The 22,225-nt window shown below is 42.7% G+C and carries 19 protein-coding genes and 2 pseudogenes; 3 read left to right on the top strand and 18 right to left on the bottom strand.

The features are described 5' to 3' along the window. Nucleotides 1-16 precede the first annotated feature (16 nt). The gene (locus tag BLS65_RS11830) at nt 17-481 is read right to left on the bottom strand and encodes an NADH-quinone oxidoreductase subunit NuoE family protein (RefSeq protein ID WP_092439244.1); all 465 of its coding nucleotides are present in this window, start codon (nt 479-481) and stop codon (nt 17-19) included. Between the two features lie 265 nt (nt 482-746). Between BLS65_RS11830 and BLS65_RS11825 the strand changes: the two genes are divergently transcribed. The 3 genes from BLS65_RS11825 to BLS65_RS11815 are packed head-to-tail and all read left to right on the top strand — an operon-like array spanning nt 747 to nt 4,055. Then, nucleotides 747-1,001 carry a (2Fe-2S) ferredoxin domain-containing protein gene (locus BLS65_RS11825; RefSeq protein ID WP_092439242.1) on the top strand — a complete coding sequence of 85 codons (255 nt, stop codon included), beginning with the start codon at nt 747-749 and terminating at the stop codon, nt 999-1,001. Between the two features lie 10 nt (nt 1,002-1,011). Next, entirely contained in the window at nt 1,012-2,868 is a 1,857-nt protein-coding gene (locus BLS65_RS11820; RefSeq protein WP_092439240.1) for a [Fe-Fe] hydrogenase large subunit C-terminal domain-containing protein, read from the top strand. 2 nt (nt 2,869-2,870) lie between these two features. Continuing rightward, nucleotides 2,871-4,055 carry a SpoIIE family protein phosphatase gene (locus BLS65_RS11815; protein WP_092439238.1) on the top strand — a complete coding sequence of 395 codons (1,185 nt, stop codon included), beginning with the start codon at nt 2,871-2,873 and terminating at the stop codon, nt 4,053-4,055. A 61-nt stretch (nt 4,056-4,116) separates the two neighbouring features. Here BLS65_RS11815 and BLS65_RS11810 read toward each other — a convergent pair whose 3' ends face one another. From BLS65_RS11810 to BLS65_RS18310, 17 genes and pseudogenes are all read right to left on the bottom strand, one after another. Next, nucleotides 4,117-6,087, bottom strand: coding sequence for a polysaccharide biosynthesis protein (locus tag BLS65_RS11810; RefSeq protein WP_092439236.1), 1,971 nt, complete (start codon nt 6,085-6,087; stop codon nt 4,117-4,119). Between the two features lie 375 nt (nt 6,088-6,462). Next, a complete protein-coding gene (locus BLS65_RS11805; protein WP_092439233.1) occupies nt 6,463-6,948 on the bottom strand; it encodes an NADH-quinone oxidoreductase subunit NuoE family protein in 486 nt (161 codons plus the stop codon). 18 nt (nt 6,949-6,966) lie between these two features. Then, nucleotides 6,967-8,742, bottom strand: coding sequence for an NADH-dependent [FeFe] hydrogenase, group A6 (locus BLS65_RS11800; protein ID WP_092439231.1), 1,776 nt, complete (start codon nt 8,740-8,742; stop codon nt 6,967-6,969). Nucleotides 8,743-8,758: 16 nt separating this feature from the next. Then, the gene (locus BLS65_RS11795) at nt 8,759-10,555 is read right to left on the bottom strand and encodes an NADH-quinone oxidoreductase subunit NuoF (RefSeq protein WP_092439229.1); all 1,797 of its coding nucleotides are present in this window, start codon (nt 10,553-10,555) and stop codon (nt 8,759-8,761) included. Nucleotides 10,556-10,578: 23 nt separating this feature from the next. Beyond that, a complete protein-coding gene (locus BLS65_RS11790) occupies nt 10,579-10,971 on the bottom strand; it encodes a (2Fe-2S) ferredoxin domain-containing protein (RefSeq protein WP_092439227.1) in 393 nt (130 codons plus the stop codon). A gap of 102 nt (nt 10,972-11,073) precedes the next feature. Further along, a complete protein-coding gene (locus BLS65_RS11785; protein WP_092439225.1) occupies nt 11,074-11,622 on the bottom strand; it encodes an ATP-binding protein in 549 nt (182 codons plus the stop codon). 2 nt (nt 11,623-11,624) lie between these two features. Beyond that, nucleotides 11,625-12,368 carry a PHP domain-containing protein gene (locus BLS65_RS11780; RefSeq protein WP_092439223.1) on the bottom strand — a complete coding sequence of 248 codons (744 nt, stop codon included), beginning with the start codon at nt 12,366-12,368 and terminating at the stop codon, nt 11,625-11,627. Between the two features lie 3 nt (nt 12,369-12,371). Beyond that, nucleotides 12,372-12,704, bottom strand: a complete 333-nt coding sequence (locus BLS65_RS11775; protein ID WP_092439221.1) for a DRTGG domain-containing protein — start codon at nt 12,702-12,704, stop codon at nt 12,372-12,374. Further along, nucleotides 12,691-14,085, bottom strand: a complete 1,395-nt coding sequence (locus BLS65_RS11770; RefSeq protein ID WP_092439219.1) for a [Fe-Fe] hydrogenase large subunit C-terminal domain-containing protein — start codon at nt 14,083-14,085, stop codon at nt 12,691-12,693. Before BLS65_RS11770 ends, BLS65_RS11775 begins: the two co-directional genes overlap by 14 nt. A gap of 3 nt (nt 14,086-14,088) precedes the next feature. Then, nucleotides 14,089-14,514, bottom strand: coding sequence for an ATP-binding protein (locus tag BLS65_RS11765; RefSeq protein WP_092439217.1), 426 nt, complete (start codon nt 14,512-14,514; stop codon nt 14,089-14,091). A gap of 15 nt (nt 14,515-14,529) precedes the next feature. Then, nucleotides 14,530-14,874, bottom strand: coding sequence for a hypothetical protein (locus BLS65_RS11760; protein ID WP_092439214.1), 345 nt, complete (start codon nt 14,872-14,874; stop codon nt 14,530-14,532). 183 nt (nt 14,875-15,057) lie between these two features. Beyond that, complete coding sequence (locus tag BLS65_RS11755; protein ID WP_170830102.1) at nt 15,058-16,302, bottom strand: alginate export family protein; 1,245 nt, start codon at nt 16,300-16,302, stop codon at nt 15,058-15,060. A gap of 117 nt (nt 16,303-16,419) precedes the next feature. Continuing rightward, nucleotides 16,420-18,210, bottom strand: coding sequence for an NADH-dependent [FeFe] hydrogenase, group A6 (locus BLS65_RS11750; protein WP_092439267.1), 1,791 nt, complete (start codon nt 18,208-18,210; stop codon nt 16,420-16,422). Nucleotides 18,211-18,227: 17 nt separating this feature from the next. After that, nucleotides 18,228-19,391 (bottom strand): NADH-ubiquinone oxidoreductase-F iron-sulfur binding region domain-containing protein, encoded by a 1,164-nt coding sequence (locus tag BLS65_RS11745; protein ID WP_092439210.1) that lies wholly within the window; start codon nt 19,389-19,391, stop codon nt 18,228-18,230. 27 nt (nt 19,392-19,418) lie between these two features. Then, nucleotides 19,419-19,883 (bottom strand): NADH-quinone oxidoreductase subunit NuoE, encoded by a 465-nt coding sequence (nuoE, locus tag BLS65_RS11740; RefSeq protein WP_092439208.1) that lies wholly within the window; start codon nt 19,881-19,883, stop codon nt 19,419-19,421. A gap of 390 nt (nt 19,884-20,273) precedes the next feature. Beyond that, nucleotides 20,274-21,875 (bottom strand): annotated as a pseudogene (locus BLS65_RS11735) (S46 family peptidase); the annotation flags it as partial. A 106-nt stretch (nt 21,876-21,981) separates the two neighbouring features. After that, nucleotides 21,982-22,225 (bottom strand): annotated as a pseudogene (locus BLS65_RS18310) (hypothetical protein); the annotation flags it as partial.

The raw sequence follows: 22,225 nt of genomic DNA, 5'->3' as shown, positions 1-22,225 counted from the left end.
GTGCGTATACCATACGTTATTGTGTGTTGCGAAACGATTCAATAGTTTCCTTAAGACGATCGTGGGTAAGTTTAGTATAGAATTGTCCGTTTACTGATATAAGCGGAGCTTGCGAGCAGGCAGCCATGCAAGGAACCACCTCAATACTGAACAGACCATTACGAGTAGTTTGACCCTGCTTGATCTTCAACTCTTTTTCGAGTTGAGTCAAGAGAGTCGTTGCGCCAAACATATGACACGCACTCCCCTTGCACAGAGTAATGTGATATTTGCCCTTTGCAAGAAAACGAAACTGATTATAAAAGGTAGCTAACCCGTAGATTTTTGCAGTGGGTATGTTCAGTATCTTACCCACCCGCTCAAGGGCGCTCTCGGGTATATACCCCAAATCGTCCTGAATTTCCTGAAGAATAGGAATTAAACTCTCCCTGCCGTGGTGCAGGTACTTCTCCAAAACAGCGTCAACATTACTATTGGTCATAGCGCTTTTATTGAGAGTTGGCTAGCACTGATTCACTTATAACACAGACGATAAATCTGCGCTCTGAAATTTAAAAATTTTACTCGAGGCTGCCCCATCTCAATATTCTTTTTTTTGCTCACGTCTCTATTTAAACCCTTTTTAAATAAGCACATTACCAAAATGATTGAATGCAAACAAATCCGTTCCATCATTGAAAAAAAAAAGTAAATTTGGCACAGGATATTATCCCATGATCACCAGAATAGCATAAACTTTTCCAACAATGAACGACCTTAAAAAAATTGAGATCAAAATCTGCCTCGGAAGTTCATGCTTTTCAAGGGGCAACCGCATAATTCTCCAAGAGATTAATAGCTATATTGAAACCAAAAGAGTAAAAGATAGGGTATTCTTCCATGGTGCGCACTGTTTTGGCGACTGCAACGACGGACCAAAAATTGAGGTTAATGGGAAGTTATACTGTAAGGTAACCTCTTCTATGGTGCTTGACATACTTAATGAAGCCTTTGGCTTTTAACCGGCAAACAATGGACTTATTTAAAATAAACAAAGATGCCTGTATTGGTTGCTACGCCTGCGTAAGGGTTTGCCCTGTTAAAGCAATTGAGGTTAAAGCGGAAGAAAATGTTGCAAAGATTCTACCCAACCGCTGTATTGGTTGCGGCAGCTGCAAAAACATTTGCCCCGTCGATGCCATCGATTATCATGAATCTATCATAGAAACCAAAGAGATACTGAACTCCGGCGGAAAGATTGCTGCCATTTGTGCCCCTTCCATTTCGGGCGAATTTGTCGATATTACCGACTACCGAAAGTTTGTTCAGATGATCAAAGCCCTCGGTTTTACATACGTTTGTGAGGTAAGCATTGGTGTTGATCTGGTTGCGCAAAAGTATCAAGAACTTTTCGAAAACTTTAATGGGAAATACTACCTCTCCACTTGCTGTCCTGTTGTTGTGCAGCTAGTTGAAAAATTTCATCCAGATTTGGTAAGTAACCTTGCACCCATTATTTCGCCCATGGTTGCAACGGCCAAGATTGTCCGTAATACTTATGGTAGCGATGTAAAAGTAGTATACATTGGTCCATGCATTGCCAACAAGAATGAGGCATTAAAATATTCTGATGATGGAAAAATCGATTCGGTCCTCACCTTCGTTGAACTGCGACAACTATTTAAAGAGCAAAACATTAACGAAGGGATGCTGGAATACTCCGAATTTGACAAACCCATTGGATACAAAGGCTCCCTCTACCCCATTAGCAACGGACTATTGCAGGCTGTAGATATTAGTGAAGATTTGCTAACCGGCGAGGTGATTACCGCAGAAGGACGCAATAGCGTATTGGAAAGCGTGCGCGAATTTGAATTGAGCATTGAGACCATAAAACGGCACTTTAACCTTTTTTACTGCGATGGCTGCATCATGGGGCCTGGAACCTCCCGAGGAGGCCGACCCTATATCCGGAGATCCATTACCATTGACTATGTCAAAAAACGCTTGAAAACCTTCGACAAATCCGAATGGGACAAAGCAGTATTGAAACACTCGACCCTCAACTTTGCCACAACCTTCACCCCAAATGACCAACGCTTACAAGAACCCTCTGGAGAAAAAGTCAAGGAGATTCTGAAAGTAATTGGAAAAGAATTTATAAAAAGCGAATCGGGCTGTGGAGCATGTGGCTATGATTCTTGTAACGATTTTGCAGTTGCAGTATCGAAAGGACTAGCCCATACCGACATGTGCTTAAACTTCACCCTTAAAAACCGTCAGGAATACATTAAAAATCTAAAGGGGACCAACGAGAAATTGGCAAAAACACAGGAAGCACTGCGCGATTCAGAAAAAATTGCCAAGGTAGAGCAGCTAGCGGCCAAAGATGCCATGGAAACCGTGGATGCTATGCTGCAAAAACTACCTTCGGCAGTGGTCATTGCCGATAAGAAACTCAAGATTGTTCATTCAAACCAAAGCTTCATCGACCTGCTGGGTGACGACGCCCTTGAGATTAGCGATATTATTCCTGGCCTAATTGGAGCCGACTTAAAAACATTACTCCCATACAACATATACAACCAGTTCTCCTATGCACTGCAAAACGGGGAGGATGTAATGAATCGCGACTTAAGCTATAAAGAGGGATTGCTAAATGTCTCCGTATTCACTATAAAAAGAGGAAACGTGGTTGGAGCAATCCTTCGCGACATGTATGCCCCAGAAGTGAGAAAGGAGGAGGTTATTAAGCGTGTGACTGAGGTAATTGATAAGAATCTCGCGATGGTTCAAGAGATAGGCTTTCTGCTTGGTGAAGGAGCTTCAGAGACAGAACAGATGCTTAACTCCATTTTGAAAACATATAAAGACGGACCTAGACGCTAGCCATGAACGATGTTTTTTTTATTGAAGTAGGTAATCAGCAAAAAAACCATGAGGGGGAACGAATTTGCGGCGACGTCTTCCTTTCGAAAAGGGTGAAGGGGGAAGAACGTACGATTGTAGTTCTTTCCGACGGAATGGGGCATGGAGTAAAAGCAAATATGCTGGCAACGCTTACGGCTACTATGGCCCTTAACTTTACAAAAGAGCACAAGGAGGTCAATACTATTGCCGAAATCATTATGAATACGCTCCCGGTGTGCAGCATCCGGCAAATGAGTTACTCCACATTTTCCATTATAGATATTAACCATGAAGGTGAGGTACAAATACTGGAGTACGACAACCCACAATGCTTCATTATGCGGGGCAAAGAGGTATTCGATCCTCACTGGCAGTGCATAATCCTTCAAAGCGAAAAAAATGCCGGAAAAGAGTTACGCAGCTGTTCCTTTAAACCGGAAAAAGAAGATAGAATTGTTGTATGGAGCGATGGTATTGCTCAATCGGGTATGGGCTCCGAGGACTACCCTTTTGGTTGGGGGATCGATAATGCCACGAGTTTTGTGCATCGCATGGTTGTCGCTGAACCTGATATTTCGGCCTCTAAACTAGCTATAAAGGTGGTAAATATGGCCTACGTAAACGACGGATACCACTCAAAAGACGATACCAGTTGCGCGGTTGTTTACTTTCGGGAACCACGTAAACTATTAATTTGTACCGGACCACCCTTTGATGCAGAAAATGACAAAAAACTCGGACGCAAGTTTAAGGAGTTTAAGGGTAAGAAAATCATTTCGGGAGCCACCACCGGCGATATAATATCACGGGAACTCAGCGTAACGATTGAAGATTCATTTGACTTCTCCGATCCCGATCTCCCCCCCATTTCGCAAATGGAGGGATGCGATTTAGTTTCCGAAGGGATTCTTACACTAGGTAAAACCAACGAAATACTAGACAACTACAACGACCGCACCCAACTTGGGAAAGGCCCCGCCGATCTTATCACAAAACTGCTACTCGAAAGCGATGAAATTCACTTTATTGTGGGAACCCGAATAAATGAAGCACATCAAGATCCCAGCCTCCCCGTGGAGTTGGAGATCCGAAGAACGGTAATTAAGCGAATGGCCCAACTCTTAGAGGATAAATTCTTAAAAGAGGTATATATCACATTCCTATAAAGCATAAAAAAAGGCGCTCAGTAAGCGCCTTTTGCCATTGAAATAACTTAATTTATTCCCTTTATTTCGAAAAGATTGCCCTCTCGGTAATCAACGGATTGGTATCTACCTTCTCTTTGTCTAGGATTGAGTATACCGAATTTTGGCTAATATACTCAGGTACGATCATCTTCATTTTCGAAACCAACGTAAAACTATCTGCATCAGCCCGCATCTTGGCCATAAGATCATTAAGATGCCCCGTAATTAACTTGTGATTCATCTTAATTACGCTCGCCTTCATAATCTTGGGGTGGTATGTAGGTAGTGTATTCTCCCCTGTGTTAAGCAACTCTTCATACAACTTTTCGCCTGGACGCAACCCGGTGTAGATAATCGGTATGTCAATGCCAACCTTGAATCCTGAAAGCCGGATCATATTCTTTGCAAGATCGATAATCTTGACACTTTTTCCCATGTCGAAAATAAATATCTCGCCTCCATGCCCCATTACACTAGCCTCTAGAACAAGTTGACAAGCTTCTGGTATTGTCATGAAAAAACGGGTAACATCAGGATGTGTAACCGTAAGAGGGCCACCTTGATCAATTTGCTTTTTAAACAGAGGTATTACAGAACCATTAGATCCTAATACATTCCCAAATCGAGTAGTAATAAACTGCGTGCGCGAGATACCATCGAGCGATTGAATATATATTTCGGCCATGCGCTTTGTGGCCCCCATGATGTTTGTTGGATTTACTGCCTTATCGGTGGAAATCATAACAAACTTCTCAACCCCAAATTCAACCGCAAGATCAGCCAGTTCTTTTGTTCCAAAAACGTTATTCTTTATGGCCTCCTTTGGATTGTTTTCCATCAGTGGAACATGCTTATATGCGGCGGCATGAAACACTATATCTATTTTCTGCGAATCAAAGAGGCGATGCATACGAGTAGAATCGGTAATATCACCCACAATAACCTCAAGCTGCGATTTTAGTTCTGGATATTTCCCCAGTAACTCCAGTTCAATAAAGTATATTGGCGTTTCAGCTTGATCTAACAGGATTAGTTTGGCCGGTTTAAAAGAGAGAACTTGGCGAACAATTTCCCCGCCTATTGACCCAGCAGCACCTGTAACCAAAATCGTTTTCCCCTTTAAGGAACTAGAAATCGTATGAACATCTAAGTGAATAGGATCCCGCTCTAAAAGATCCTCAATCTTGATTTCATCCAGGCGAGGTAAAACAGGGTTGTTAGTAGTAAGTTCAACAAAATTTCGGATACTTTTAACTTTAACGCCCCTATTTAAGCATTTCTGCACGACAACATTCTTTTGTTCTGCAGGAATATCTTTATCGGCAAAGATGAGCTGCTTGACGTTATACGCCGTAATGAGATTATCAAGTTCGCTTATATCGAAAATATTCAACCCTTCAATGGTTTTCCTGTACGCCTTGGAGCTATGATGCATAAAACCAATGACCTTCAGAGGTGAGTCAATATCTGAATCAAGGGCTCGCTTTAGCGACACTGTAAAATGCTCTCTTCCATAAAGCAGCACGTTAACGACCCGCTTGCTTTCACCGCCACTGCGTATGCTGGACATAAAATGCCTAGCAAAAATCCGAAAGGCGATTAAGAGGTAAGAGGTTATGAAAAAATCAATGAAAACCACGGACATTGGAACCAGATAAAAGCCAGAACTATAGAAGGAAGCAACGTTAATTAAAACGAATGAAACATTACCAACTAGAACCGCACATACTATCCGCATCAAGTCTTTAACACCAGTATACCTGATATACATCTTATCCGTTCCTAAAACAAAAAAGGCGATCATCCTTATTACCAGATAGAGTAGAATTGCCCGAGTGAGATTTTCGGAAGCGGAAACAGGTATAGTAAAATTAAAGCGAAGAAGATAGGAGGATAGAATTCCAAGTAGACTCCAAAAGATATCAATATTCATAATAACCCAAGAAGGTACCAATATCTTGGCGATCCCGCTCGCTTTATTATCAAGACTACGTAAGAAGGCTTGAAACATAACTTATGGTTTTATAAAAACGAAATTACCCCATAAATGTGAGGTAGTCAATAAAAAGTAAGAAAAAATATGCCGCAATTAGTATTCGTATAAGAATTTCGACAATTTAGCCATAAACAGAAAGTTCATATCGAAGGAAGCATACTAAAGACTCTACCCTATGACAAATATTGAGCCATTAATTTCGATACAACAAAAAACAGAAGAAAAACTTAATGAAGTATTGTTACTGCAGTTAAGCAAGACTTGTCAGAAGGCTTCGCATTCAATACTATTGAAGGAATAAATACCCTACCGCATTTCTCCCTAATAGTAATAGCCACAAAAAAAGGGCTGCTCAGTGAGCAACCCTTTTTTTAATTATAACAGCATAAATTACTGCTCGTATTCTTTTAAGATATCTCTTACACCATCGGGAGATACTCGTCCATAAACCTTCTCACCTACAGTTACAACCGGGGCAAGGCCACAGGCTCCAACACAGCGAAGACAGCTAATAGAAAATTTTCCATCAGGAGTTGTCTGACCAACAGATATATTTAACACGCGCTTAAATTCATCCAATACTTTTTCGGCACCACGAACGTAGCAAGCAGTACCCGTACAAATTGAAATGGGGTGCTGTCCTTTTGGTAACATGGTGAAAAAAGAGTAGAAAGTCACTACGCCGTATACCTTAGCAACAGATATCTTAAGCTCGCGAGCCACAATTTCTTGTATCTCGGCCGGTAGGTATCCGAAGGCTTCCTGCGACTTGTGAAGCACATTAATAAGTTCTCCGGGTTCGTTGTTGAATGATTTGCAAATCTCCTTGAGTTTTGCAACGTCTTCTTTCTTTAACTCTACTTTTATATGTGACATTGATCTATCCTCCAGTAGTTAAATGAAAATATCCTTCTTGCTCCTATCAAAGTATGCAGTATGCAGCAGGTGATGTGCTTTTTCGCTCATTGGTTTTCCAAGGAACTCTTCATACAGTTTAATAATGTATGGGTTCTCATGCGATTTCCTAATTGGCTTACCTGCATCCTCACGATAAATGGCTTCTTGACGTGCCTTGATGATGGCAATATTCCCATGGTGCAATGGTTGCCCACCACCACCAATACAACCACCTGGACAAGCCATGATCTCAATTGCATGGAAATTTACTTCACCAGCACGAACGCTATCGAGAAGTTTACGTGCATTTCCAAGTCCATGAGCAATACCGATATTTACAGGAAGGCCGTTGAAATCGATAGTAGCAGAGCGAATACCATCAAGACCACGTAGTTCAGTAAAATCGAGCCTTTCCAGTTTCTTTCCAGTTTGTAATTCATAGGCTGTACGAACAGCAGCTTCAATAACTCCACCTGTGGTACCAAAGATAACCGCGGCACCTGTTGATTCACCCATTGGACGATCGAAGTCTTCCTCTGCAATTTCAGCAAAGTTGATATTCGATTCTTTTATTAAGTGAGCCAATTCACGAGTTGAGATAGAAAAATCTACATCAGGATTACCATCGACCTTGAATTCATCACGTTGGCACTCATATTTCTTAGCAAGACAAGGCATTACAGAAACAACTACCAATTCTTCGCGGGTTTTACCTAACTGCTCGGCAAAGTACGATTTAGCAATGGCGCCGAACATCTGTTGTGGCGATTTTGCAGTTGAAGGTACATCCAGCATATCTGGATAGTTGTTCTCGAAGAAGGTTACCCAACCAGGACAGCATGAGGTAAGAATAGGCAACTTCACATCCTTGTCGCCCTCCAAGAACTTACCCAAACGGGTTAGCATCTCAGTTCCCTCTTCCATAATGGTAAGATCGGCGCCAAAATCGGTATCGAAAACGTAATCGAATCCAAGTTGACGGAGTGCTGCAGTCATTTTACCGGTAACCAATGTACCCGGCTTCAAACCAAACTCTTCACCCAGCGCTACGCGCACAGCAGGAGCGGTTTGAACAATAACCGTTTTCTTTGGATCGGCAATTGCACGGATTACCTTTGGAGTATGATCCACCTCGGTAAGAGCACCTGTTGGGCAAACAGCTACACACTGTCCACAATATGTACAGGGTGATTTATCAAGATCCTGCTCGAAAGCTGGAGCAACACACGACATAAATCCACGATTTACACCAGATAATGCGCCTACAGTTTGGAAATCGTTACACATTGTTTCGCAACGGCGGCACATGATGCACTTATCCATATCGCGAATAATTGCAGGCGAAGTGTCTTTCCTGTAGGTAGACATTTCAGCAAACTCCTGACCCGGAATATGACGAATTCCTAACTTAACAGCCATGTCTTGCAAATCGCAACGACCGCTCTTAGGGCAGATCAAGCAATCTTTCGGGTGGTCGGAAAGGATTAGTTCCATTACGGTGCGGCGAGCGTTAATAACGCGAGGTGTGTGCGTTTTTACCACAAGACCTTCGGTGCAATTGGTAGAGCAGGAAGGTGCAAGATTGCGTCTTCCTTCAACCTCTACAACGCAGATTCGGCATCCAGCTGGCTTATTTTCGATACCTAAATCATGAAGATCCATGTAGCAAAGAACCGGAATATCAATACCGAGCTTTTTGGCTGCTTTGTAGATGGTTGTTCCCTTCTCTACCTCCACCGCCTTATTATCTATCGTCAGTTTTACAGTTTCCATCTATATTTCCCCCAAATTATTTAATGCTGATTGCACTGAATTTACACTTTTCGATACATGCGCCGCACTTAATACAAACAGCAGAATCGATAAAGTGTGGCTGTTTACGCTCACCGGAGATGGCGTTTACAGGGCAAACGCGTGCACATGCAGTACACCCAACGCAAGCCTCAGGATCAATTACATATTGCATTAAGCTCTTGCACTGGCTGGCAGGACATTTTTTGTCCTTCACGTGAGCTTCATACTCGGAATAGAAGTTATCCAATGTAGAAAGAACTGGGTTTGGCGAGGTTTGGCCTAAACCGCAAAGAGCTGTATCCTTAATTACATGGCTTAGGTTACGGAGTCTATCCAAATCTTCCATGGTTCCTTCGCCCTTGGTAATTTTATCAAGCAACTCATGGAGTCTCTTGTTACCAATACGGCATGGAGAACACTTTCCGCAAGATTCCTCAACAGTGAATTCGAGGTAGAACTTAGCAACGGCAACCATACAGTTGTCTTCGTCCATAACGATCATACCACCCGAGCCCATCATAGAGCCAGCAGCAATAAGGTTATCAAAATCGATAGGTGTGTCAAGATGCTTTTCAGTTAAGCAACCGCCTGATGGACCACCAGTTTGAACTGCCTTAAACTTCTTACCGTCCTTAATACCGCCACCAATTTCAAAGATTACCTCACGAAGCGTAGTTCCCATAGGAACTTCAATCAGACCAACGTTATTAATCTTTCCAGCGAGGGCAAATACCTTTGTTCCTTTTGATTTCTCGGTACCAATACTTGCAAACCATTCAGAACCCTTTAGAAGGATAACAGGAATATTGGCAAAGGTTTCAACGTTATTTACATTGGTAGGCTTTCCGTTGTAACCGCTTTCTGCAGGGAATGGTGGCTTAACCGTTGGCTCACCACGATGGCCTTCCATGGAGTGAATGAGTGCAGTTTCTTCACCGCAAACAAATGCACCAGCACCATAGCGTAACTCGATATCAAAGTTGAAACCGGTACCCATGATGTTTGTGCCGAGCAGTCCATACTCGCGTGACTGATTAATTGCAGTTTTTAAGCGTTGAATAGCAAGTGGATACTCTGCACGAATGTAAACAAGTCCCTTGGTTGCGCCCATGGTATATCCGCAAATAGCCATAGCCTCAATTACCGAGTGTGGATCGCCTTCGAGAATGGAGCGATCCATAAATGCTCCTGGATCTCCTTCGTCGGCGTTACAAACTACATACTTTTGATCAGCGGCATTCTTGCTGGCAATTTCCCATTTAAGACCTGTAGGAAATCCTCCACCGCCACGGCCTCTTAGACCAGACTTCTTAATTTCATCGATAACTTGCTGAGGAGTCATTTCGGTAAGAGCCTTACCAAGAGCCATGTAACCTTCGCGGCCAACATACTCCTCAATATTCTCGGGATTGATGAATCCACAGTTTCTTAAAGCAACACGGATTTGCTTCTTGTAGAAGCCCATGTGCTTTGAGTCACTTATATGCTTGTTATCCGCGTTAGGATCGGTATAAAGTAAACGATTTACTTTTCTACCTTTAATAACATGTTCCGATACAATCTCGGCAACATCGGATGGTTTCACTTGAGTGTAAAAGGTATTGTCGGGCATCACCTTAACAATAGGTCCTTTTTCGCAAAAGCCAAAGCAACCAGTCATAACAACCTGAACTTCGTCTTTTAGGCCCTTTGCTTCAAGTTCCTTTTTAAAATCCTCAACAATAGTATCGCTTGCAGAAGCACGGCATCCAGTACCACCACAAACAAGAAGATGCATTTTATATTTTGCCATTACTCGATCCTCCTAATGGGTTTTTAGTCTATTTTTTCGTAGTTCACTGGAATGATACCGTCGACCAATTCTCCGGTCTTGATATACTTTTCAATAATCTCATCGGCCTTTTTGGTGTCAACATATCCGAAGACAATTGGCTCTTGACCGGGAAGTGTTACCTCAACGGTAGGTTCGGCATAGCAATAACCCATACAGCCCGTTTGAGTAATTACAGCGCCAATACCTCGCTTGTCGAGTTGGTCGATAAAAAATTCCATAACGGTCTTTGCTCCAGAAGCAATACCGCAAGTAGCCATAGCCACTTTAATTTGAACGTGGCTTCCAGGGTTTTCTGCTTTTTCCCTGAGATCCACCTTCGATAGCATGTCGGCCTGCATCTTCTTTAGGTCGGCTAACGATTTAATCTGTGCCATACTTGTTTCTCCTTATAAACTTAGTAAGTGGTACGTTGAATTTTAGCGCAAATCTATGTTAACTGTTTCACATATAACCAAACAAAAATCATGTTTTTCAACCTACTCTTCTATTTGAATTTCGTCTAAATTCTCTTTCACCATCTCCTTGAGGAAGCGGGTAACCTTCAAATCGTTAATAGGAGTCCCTTCCAACGCTTTGGTTACCTCTCTGGTATCAAAGCAATACTCCTTGCTATTATACCGATGGGTGTATACAAAATCAATCTTAGGATTCGATGTAGCGAGAATAACGATCACCCCTGCTATATCGCCCAGAGCTGGCCTATCGATATTATTATAGCGAAAGGTAGCCATAAGCTCCGTTCCTTTGTTTTCTTTCGATGTAATTGAAAAGTGCCCCTCGCACCGCTCTGCATTTTGTTTTAGGAGAGGGATACCTAGACCAACCTTTCGAGTGGTTCGTGAGGTGTAATACGGATCAACCACTTTCTCCAGTGTTTCTTTACTCATCCCGCAACCATTGTCGCGAATGGTTATGGAAAAAAGATCGTTCAGAGTATCCTCAACCAAAAGTATTTCAATGAATGTCGCTTTGGCCGAAATGGAGTTTTGTGCAATATCGAGAATGTGGAGTGATAAATCTTTCATAGCTAATCAACAAGAACGTTACGCCCCTCTTTACTTTGGAGCGCTAATTTGAATTCGTTAAAAGTTGGTTCTTCCATCTGAAGCACCGTAAATACCTCACCAATGCCTTCGGGAAGGTGGGCGTCGGAGTTTTGGATAAACGTGTATTTACTTAAATATGCATTCTTCTTTAGAAAATTAGCCTTTGAAGTATGCCTGGATATTTCGACTCCATCCACTAGCAAATCCGGCGGGAGAAATCCTAGCTGGCTAATCACGCTAAACTTGGTTTTATTGATATGAGCCGGAATAAACAGACCACCAAGTTCATGCACAATCCTTTCTAATTCATTTATGCCAATAGTTAGCGAAGAAATTAAGGGAACTTCAACTTCTTGAATAATATTCTCATCGCGATCCAAAACTACCTGATAACCAAAAATTGCAGGATCATTAACAAGCCCCACTGGGTAGTGCTTTTCAACTATCTGCTGAAACGCTGAAAGTGATTTATAATCGGGGAAATAGGTCAAGCAATGGGCCTCTTCTTTAGTTGTAATCTCGGCTCCAAAAAACAGAGCAATACCAGCCTCCGAGGCAATCTCCTGAGTGAGTTGGCAATGCAAGGTTGTGTTATGATCGGTTACGGCTATAATATCAAGACCAACCTCCTTTGCCCTCGACACAATCGTACCAGGACTCATTTCGAGTGAGCCACATGGCGAGAGCACTGAGTGTAAATGAAGATCGGCCTTAAAGAGCCTCATAATCTACATCATCAATTTATAAATTTGTCCGGTAATTTCAAAAGTATCAAGGGTTGTTCCTAGTATTGGAATGCCCTCTTGGTTACTTTGGGCCGCAGTATCCTCCTCCGGTTGTTCACCCTTAACTAAAACTACAGCCGCTAACTCCTTTAATGAAGCGATAGCCATAACATTTTTATGGGTTTGAATGGTAACCCAAACCATACCCGAATCGGCACTTCCCATCACATCGCTCAGTAAATCACTGGTATAGCCACCAACAATTTCATTGTCGAGTCCCTTAGCACCTGAGAAAACAACCAACCCCAACTTTTCAACAATATCAGAAACTTTCATGATCTGCTCCTTTCTTTTTGCAATTTTTAATGAACTTATCTTGACCCCAAACCCGTTCCATAATTCGGAAAGCATGATCGGTATCGAGGGTTTTTGTTTTCTCCATCATTTTCTGAACGAACACACACTGGGAGATAGATCCCTTCTTTTGGACAATATCCTCAGCAAGCGCTTGGCATGAAGGGGCTCCACATAAACCACAATCAATCCCAGGCAAATAGCACATCACCTTTCGGGCGCGCTGCATCTTACGCATGGCCTTTGCCATGTCCTCATCTAGCTTATACATCGATCGTGGCTTAATCTCCACCGACAACCGAATATGCCGCTTAAGGTAGTCCTCGTAATCTGCAATTACCTTTGATGATTCGGAAACCTCATCCATTGCCTTAGCCCCTGCCCTTTTTGCTCTATTGCGTAACCGCTCAACCGTTAAAAAACGATTTGCAGTAGTAAGAACGCCACCAGCGCAACTCTCATCGCATGCCCTTAGTTCCAGAAAATCTATTTCGGCAATCTCATCACTTTCGAGCTTTTCCAGGAATTCAATCACATTGTGAACCTCGTCAATGGCGAGGCTGCGGCCTTTGGCATGGTTTGCCTCACCGTTGGTAAGACTCCACTGGATTTCCACAGAGTTGAGGTGACCCTGCTTTGGCAGGACAACTTTCTCCTTGTTCTTATGCTTAATACCTTTGTATATCCGATTGTAAATAAAATCCATGTTAATCACTCCGTTGATGCGTGAATGACCTTCCCCTACAGGTGCCTTCACCGCAGCAATCTTGGCTGCGCAAGGAGTAACATAAAATATTCCTATCTCCTCCTCTTTGGCTCCTTCATCCATTAAGACCTTACGGCAATATATCGCTGAGATGTCCAAGGGGGGGCGAAGAAGCATAATATTATCGACCAAGGATGGAAACTTAACCTGAATGAGCCGAACAATAGCTGGGCAGAAGGAAGAGATAACAGGCTTGTTGGCAATTTCATCTTTGGCATAATCAAGTTGAGTCCGCTGAAGAATTGACGCACCATGCTCCACCTCATAAACCCAAGTGAATCCAACATCCTGTAAAACACTATATATCTCGCTATCAGAGATCTCGTCGGGAAACTGGCCCATTAAAACAGAAGGAACTAGGGCAACTCGGTGTTTGTAGTCAAATATCTTACTAAAATCGTCCTGTTCAATAATGATAGCATGCACGGGACATACCCTAAAGCATTCGCCACAGTCGATACACCTATCCTCAATTAGTTCGGCTTTACCATCGAATACACGCAAAGCTTCTGTAGGACAAACCCGCATGCAGTGGGAACATCCAATGCAAACATCCTTCAGTATTCTTAACGCATGGTGAAAAAACTTTTTTTCCATCGACTACGAAGATTGACTATTTAAATACATGGTAATCTCAAGCGTGGTTCCAACACCTACCTGACTGGTTATTTCGAACTTATCGGCATTAAAATCGATATTTGGCAATCCCATACCTGCCCCAAACCCCATTTCTCTTACGGCAGACGAAGCCGTTGAGTATCCTTTCTGCATTGCAAGTGGAATATCGGGAATTCCGGGTCCCTCATCAACCAATCGCATTACAATCTTCTCAGTATCAATAGCGGCATAAATAGTGCCGCGATAGGCATGGGCTACAATATTTACTTCCGCCTCGTAAAGGCAAACCACTACCCGCTTTACAATTTTCACATCTACATTGAGCTGCTTCAGAACCTTTTTTATTTGGCTCGAAGCATATCCTGCGCGTGCAAAATCACCGCTTTCAACCTTATATTCAAAATTCATCGACATATCGACAAACTAATAGACAGGCTTCAAACCTACCTTGTAAAGTTCACCCGTTACGAAGAACAACGAACGAGTGGATTGCAATACCACTATATCGCTTTCTTCCGCCAATTCAATCATCTCGTCAGTAATGGGCTTATTGCGCACAAATAATACGCACGGAATATCCGACATTTCAGCGGTTCTAATGGCTTGTAGATTGGTGAGACCTGTTATGAGCAATAAGTTGTCGCACTGAACGGTCAAAACATCGCTCATCAAATCGGAGGAGAAGGCAAACTCGATTTCGGTCCCGAGCAATTTTTCTCCACATACAACCTTTGCACCAATAACCTCACATATTTCCTTTAAGTTCATACACTTGCATTTAAGCCATTAATAAAATGATGGGAGTGTATTCCACTGCCTTTCCAAATACGGACAAATTTGCACAATTGTTACAGAATAAACAATAGAAGCAAAAACATTAAATCGTCTGTTACTCATATTTTTATTCGGTATATACGAACAACTTACGGCATGGTCAACTTATGGTTCTTCTTACTGTTTAAAGTTTTTCTCAAACAATCGAGGTCTAAATACCAAGGATAGGTATGCCCAGGATGAAGTTTCCCCGTTAGCTATACCAAATAATTTTTCAGCAGTTGAAGACTGTAGCATCAGAGAATATCCTCCTTGCATCAAAAAACTCTTGGCTAATTGGTAGGATAGCATTACATCTACTTCCGACCCCAACTCCTTGCTGGTGACGCGTTGGTACCCTTCAGGGGCTATGGCGTCGGAAAAACCCGATTCGGCCAAAGAAAAATAATGATAATCAAACTGCGCCTCCCATTTGGGTGCGAATTTACACTTATACCCAACATAGATGTCGACCAAACCTCCATCCTTTATCTCCCTCAACTTTGTGTAGTAGTCCATATAGCCATGCAAGCTGTGAGCCGTTCCGTATGGACGAATAAAAGAGTTTGATTTTCCCTTTTGCAATTCAGCCTTGCTAGTTCCTGTATAGTATGCGCCGCCTATGTATAGGCTACCCACTGATCCGGTTTTATAGGTTCCCTTTAAAGCGACAGCTCCAGCGACAACCTTTGCGCCACTCTCATGTTGGCCATGCTGGATGTATAGGGATAGGTCGGATGAATAAGCACCTTGGGTCATAATCATATTTGAACCAAAAGTATGGCGCGGATAGATGATTGTGGCAACTCCTTTCTTTTGGTTTCCTTCCACAAAACTTAATAAGCTAGCCGAGGAGGATGAGCCAATACTCTTTTTCAGGTAACCAACGGTAAAGAAGCGGAAGTAATCTTTAGTGTAGTCTGTTAAGAATACATCGTCACTGGAGCGATTAATACCACCACCTATACTGGCAGAAATCCCGCTGATAGGCTGTTCAAACATACACAAAGCAGCATCGTACGATTTACCTGCAATGGACCAATCGGGTGCCCCAACAATGCGCTGGTCATCATAGCTTATCTCCTGCCGTCCTACCTTAAAACTCCAAGATGGATTTACCCAATACCGAAACCAACTCTCATGAACTGAAACGGCATTCACGTCGGTAGAATTTGCGTATTGACCCCAGATGCGGGCATCTTGAAACGAGAGTTGAACCTGAAAACTATCGGCCTTAAAACTAAAAGCAACCCGTCCACGCTGATAAACAAGGGTCGTTGGGTCGGTAACCTCGCTTGCTGGTTTTTTATAACCATCACGGTATTCGAACCGATTGCGCAGATCGGCATCGACCTTAAACACTTGGGCTGATATGGACTGCATACAAGCAATAAACAAAAAGACTAGGAACAAACGGCTAACAAACAACATAGCATACTATTAAAGAATGAAGCCCAAATTTAAAATAAAAAGCGGGGAAATCAATCCCCGCTTTTGCTTTTAGTATCTAGCCCTTGCCTTATAGTGTGTATGCAGCAGTTCGTGCGATTTGTGCCCGAGCGGTGCACCAAGGAAATCCTTATAGATCAATACCACTTCAGGATTTTCATGCGATTTCCGTAGAGCCTTACCCTCATCCTCACGATAAATAGCCTGAGCTCGTTTAGCGCGAACCTCTGCATTTGTAGGAATTGGCTGTCCACCACCACCCAAGCATCCGCCAGGGCATGCCATAACCTCAATAAAATGATAGTTGGCTTTACCTGCCTTGATATTCGCAAAAAGTTCATAGGCATTTTGAAGACCATGCGCAACAGCAGTCTTCAGCTCAACCCCTTCAAGGAAACTCCACTCTGGCTTAACGTTCTCAATCAGGATGGAGGCCTCTTTCAAGCCCTCTATTCCGCGAACTGCATTGACTTTAAGCCCCTCGAAAGGAACTTCCCTACCAGTAATAATCTCGTAAGCGGTTCGTAAAGCGGCTTCCATCACGCCACCTGACGCACCAAATATTACTGCTGCGCCAGTGGATTCACCCATCATGCTGTCGTAATTACTATCAGGCAGGGTCTTAAAGTCGATACCGGCCTGCTTAATCATAATTGCAAGTTCACGGGTTGTAAGAACGTAGTCCACATCCTTATAGCCACTGGAACGCATTTCGGGTCTGTCTGCTTCAAACTTTTTGGCAGTACAAGGCATAATGGAAACAGAAATGATGTCCGCTGGGTTAATTTTCTTCTTTTGCGCATAGTAAGTCTTCACCAAGGCGCCAAACATTTGCTGAGGCGATTTACAGGTAGAAAGGTTATCGAGATACTCAGGAAAAGCATGTTCAATAAACTTAATCCACCCAGGGGAACAAGAGGTTGCCATGGGCAATTTAACCGTAGGATCCTTATCCACCAATGCCCGTTTAAGACGGGTTAGCAGTTCGGTTCCCTCCTCCATAATGGTAAGGTCAGCGGTAAAATCAGTATCAAGAACGGAATCGAAGCCCATTCGCTTTAGGGCTGAAACCATTTTGCCGGTAACAATAGTGCCCGATTCAAACCCAAGTTCTTCGCCAAGTGCGATACGCACGGCAGGTGCCGTTTGAACCACAACATGCTTGGTAGTATCATAGATGGCGTCCCACACTTCTTCCAAATAGTTTTTTTCGGTAAGAGCACCCGTGGGACAACGGATAACACACTGACCACAGTTAGAGCAAACTACATCGTACATTGAGTTTTCATAGAAAGTGGAAATCTTCATATGTTCACCCTTATAGGCTACACTAAGTGCCCCTAAGTGCTGCAACTCCTCGCAGGTACGAACACACCGTTGGCACCGAATACACTTGCTATCGTCCTTAATAATTGAAGGAGACATTTGATCGATTGTGTAATGCTTATTTGGTACTAGGTCGATAAACAATCTATCCAAAATCTTAAATTCGGATGACAAGTTTTGTAGTTCACAGTTACCGTTTTTAAAGCACTTTGTACAATCGGCGTTATGTTCCGAAAGCAAGAGTTCAATAACGTGTTTACGTGCAGTCCTCACCTTAAGGGTGTTGGTGTGAATGTCCATACCGCTAGCAGCAGGAGTCGCACAGGAGGCAACCAACGCTCGTGCGCCTGTCTGCTCAACAACGCAAATGCGGCAATTGCCTGCAACACAAAGATCCTTATGGTAACAAAGCGTTGGGATGTGAATGTTTAACTTTTGAGCAGCCTCTAAAATGCTTACACCCTCTTCAACCACAACCTCAATACCATCAATTTTCAAATTTATTTTAGTAGCCATAGCCGTCATTTTTCGGATTAGTAAATCATCTCCTCTTTAAAATTCTCCACGATTGATGAGAAGCTGTTTGCAACACTCTGTCCCAGTCCGCACTTAGCAGTAATCTTCATAGTTTGGGTGAGTTTTAGCAACTGATCAAGATAGGAAATGGGCTTCTCGCCATGCTTAACAGCCTCAATGCCAAGCAGTAATTGTTGGCAACCAACCCGACAAGGGGTGCACTGTCCGCAAGACTCTTCTTGGAAAAACTCCAAATAGTTCTTCAGCACATTATACATGGAACGGGAACTATTGAAAAGCATCATAGAGCCTCCAGTAGGAACACCTTCAAAACCAATGATGGTTTCCTTAAACTTTTTCCGAGGCACGCAAAATCCTGAGGCACCGCCAACCTGAACCGATTTGGTATCGCCATCGCCAAACTCTTCTACAAAGTGATCGACTGTCATACCCAGCTCCAATTCATAAATACCCGCTTTAGGGGTATCGCCCGAAATAGAGAAAACCTTTGATCCGCGCGAGTCCGAAGTTCCAAGATCTTTAAATTGCTTGGCCCCGTGCTTCATAATCATAAATGCGTAGACAAGGGTCTCCACGTTGTTGATAACAGTAGGCTTGTTTCTAAATCCCGAAATGGTAGGATAAGGAGGCTTATTTCTTGGTTCGCCGCGCTTTCCTTCCATCGATTCAAATAGGGCACTCTCCTCACCACATATGTAAGCCCCACTTCCCATAACAATTTCGATCTTAAAGTCGATGGATAGTTCTTTAAGCGTTTTCTGAAAAATGTCAAGTTGAGTCTTAAGTTCTGGCAACAAGAAACGATACTCACCGCGGAGGTACACAAATCCGAGTTTAGCATCAATAACCTTAGCACAAATGGCCATCCCTCCGAATACTTTTTGGGGAACCTGAAAAAGAATTTCCCTATCCTTAAAAGTCCCAGGCTCTCCCTCGTCCGCATTACAAACCACGAACCGCTCCGAAGCAGGTTGCTCAGCCGTAAATTTCCACTTCAATCCGGTTGGAAATCCGGCACCACCTCTGCCCTTCAGTCCACTCTCCAATACCTCCTTAACAATATCCTCATTGGATAAGGAGTAAGCCTTTTTTAAAATCTCTTTTGGGTTTATGTCCTGATCAAAGATCAGATCCACCCGTTTTAGTTGCGTATATGTCATAGCAGTAGCTCTTTTTTTGGTTAACCGTTACTTCTTCATATGCTCTGAAATAATCTCCCTTACCTTGTCCGGATCGAGTTCCGTGTAGGCCTCGTCATTAATAAGCATGGCCGGCCCTTTATGGCACCATCCCAAGCAATTGGTTTCCAATAGCGTAAACTTTCGATTCTGAGTGGTTTCGCCAACCTTAATTTTTAGTAATTCCTCAATTGTCTGAAGAATTGCATTTTTTCCCTTCATGGAGCAAGTGATGGTTCGGCAAACCCGAATAACATAAAACCCTCTTGGCTCTGTATCGAGAAACGAGTAAAACGTTGCCGTTCCATAAACTTGGGCAGCCGAGATATTGAGTTCTTCCGCCACCTCAGTCATAGTTTCTTGAGTCAAGAAACGTTCTTCCTGAATAATACCTTGCAAGATTGGAATCAAGGCTTCCCTTGACCGCCCATGCTTGTCGGCTAAAGTCTTTACCAAATCGCGTGTTTCAACCATAATCTTGCGAGTTTTAAGTGATTTTGTGTTATCAAAATAACACTGTTATTTTGATAACTACTAATTATTGTTCATAATGCTGTATCTCAGTTATAAATCTACTTTTATACCACAAATATTTTCATGATTATTATATGGATTTGATATGATATTTGTCATGTTTAAATATATCCCATATGGATTTGGTAGGTCAACAAGTATTGTACATCATGATAGATTATGCAAAATGATTACACTAGTATATTCAACTAGGAAATCTGGCTCATTAAAATTAATCGAAGGAGTAACTGAGGCAAAACCAACCAAAGAGATAAAAGCAATCACTCCAGTAATTAACAAAAAGAGGGGAATCCAAACGGATTCCCCTCTCTACGTGAACGATTACTCTCGCTATTTCACAATTTTCATTTCGTTCAAAAGCCATGTTGCGCCGGCATACTTATCAATCAAGAAAAGTGCATATCTTACATCTAAAGCGATGTTTCTGCACCTATCCGAATCAAATTGTATATCGCTCATGGTACCCTCCCAGGCCCGATCGAAATTAATCCCCACTAACTCGCCTTTAGCATTGAGTACCGGTGAACCACTATTTCCACCAGTGGTGTGGTTTGTGCCAATGAAAGCAACATGAAGTTGGCCATTTTTAGCATAGTTGCCAAAATCACGCGCACGATACAAACTTTTTAATTTTTCGGTCACATTATAATCGTAAATATCCGGATTGTCCTTTTCAATTACGCCATCCAGCGTAGTGTAATACTTATATTCTACCCCATCCCGCGGAGTAAACCCTGAAACTTTACCAAAGGCAACCCTAAGCGTAGAGTTGGCGTCGGGATAGAATATTTTATCTTTTTCCATCTCCATTTGGGCCTTGACATATTTCCGATAGGCTAAATCCAACTCCTTCTCAATTCGTCCTAAATTGGCTGTTACGCCCTTGTCGTATACCACAAAAATCTCATTATACAAGCTAACGGCAGGGTCGTCAAGAATCATCTTTGCGGCAGTAGTATCCATATTCGCCCACAACAACTTGGATTTTGTGGAGTCGACAAAGAGGGTATTGCTGAAAATGGATTCCGTTAAGGAGTCAACAAAAGAAGGGGATTTCTGATATTCGGCCAACAAATTAGCCGGCACATATTGTGCAGGGGCATTTTCAAGATAAGAACCAACCATTGCGCTAAATATTTTACGATCAGTAAGCAGGTTATAGTCCTTATAGAATGACTGGACGAATTCACCAAACTCCCTTAACTTTATGGAATCAGCAGAGGTGAAACTTCCTTTTTTCTGAAACCGGGTGGCCCACGTTCCATAGCTGTTTGCAACGCGGAGCAACTCAACCGCACCTATAGCCTCACGGAAATAGTCTCGTGATTTTACAAGCGGAGTGTATTCTTCATAGAGTTTTTGGAACTGCGGAATTAAGCTTCCATACAGCTTAGCTCTTTCGGCATCGCCATTGGCCCATCTAGAGAAATTGACTTCCTGAAATTCTTTATCTTCGACACCACGAACTTCCTTTAGCCCTTTGGCCTCACCTATCCACTTTTTCCAAGCATTTGCCACGGAGGCATACTTGGCCGAATACATTATTCTCACACGAGGATCGGCTGCCATATCAGCACCCATTATTTCCAGTCGTTTTGCACGAAGTTCAATTTTATTAGGATTTTCTTGGTCTACGATCTGCTTTACAGCAAAAGAGGTAAGGAACTGCTGAGTCCGTCCCGGAAATCCAAACACCATAGTAAAATCACCTTCTTTTATCCCCTTGGTAGAAATAGAGAGAGAGCGCTTAGGCTTATAAGGCACATTACTTTGTGAATATGGAGCTGGTTTATTGTCTTTTCCAGCATAGATGCGAAAGAGGCTGAAATCACCGGTATGTCGAGGCCAAACCCAGTTATCTGTATCGCCACCAAATTTACCAATGGAAGAGGGAGGTGCTCCAACAAGGCGCACATCGGTAAACTCCTCATAAACATATAGAAAATCACTACTGTCCGACTAAACTCTAAATATTCATTTATTGCCTCTGCATCCCAATAAACACAGGCAACGATTTTGATTATTAGAAAAGCACCCCTCAGAAAATAAGTTTAATTTGACCGTATAAATCTGGCGAACCTCGCTTATTTAAGTAGTCCCGCTTGGTGCTGCGGAGCAGCTCAAAAACATCGAGTAGGCTGATCAGGTGTATCCGGACTAGCGTTGCCACCACCGAAAATGCTTTCTGGGTGTTGGCCATCTTTTGGATCACGGTCATGAGCAGCTGGGCGATCAGCGTGCACCAAACCTGGGTGCGGATGGCATTTTCATTCTCGCCGTAA

Origin of the sequence: Williamwhitmania taraxaci (genome assembly GCF_900096565.1) — a bacterium.
GTDB classification, from domain to species: Bacteria; Bacteroidota; Bacteroidia; order Bacteroidales; family Williamwhitmaniaceae; genus Williamwhitmania; species Williamwhitmania taraxaci.
The sequence above is the reverse complement of the archived record's forward strand: the minus strand, read 5'-3'. Positions and strand labels throughout refer to the sequence as shown.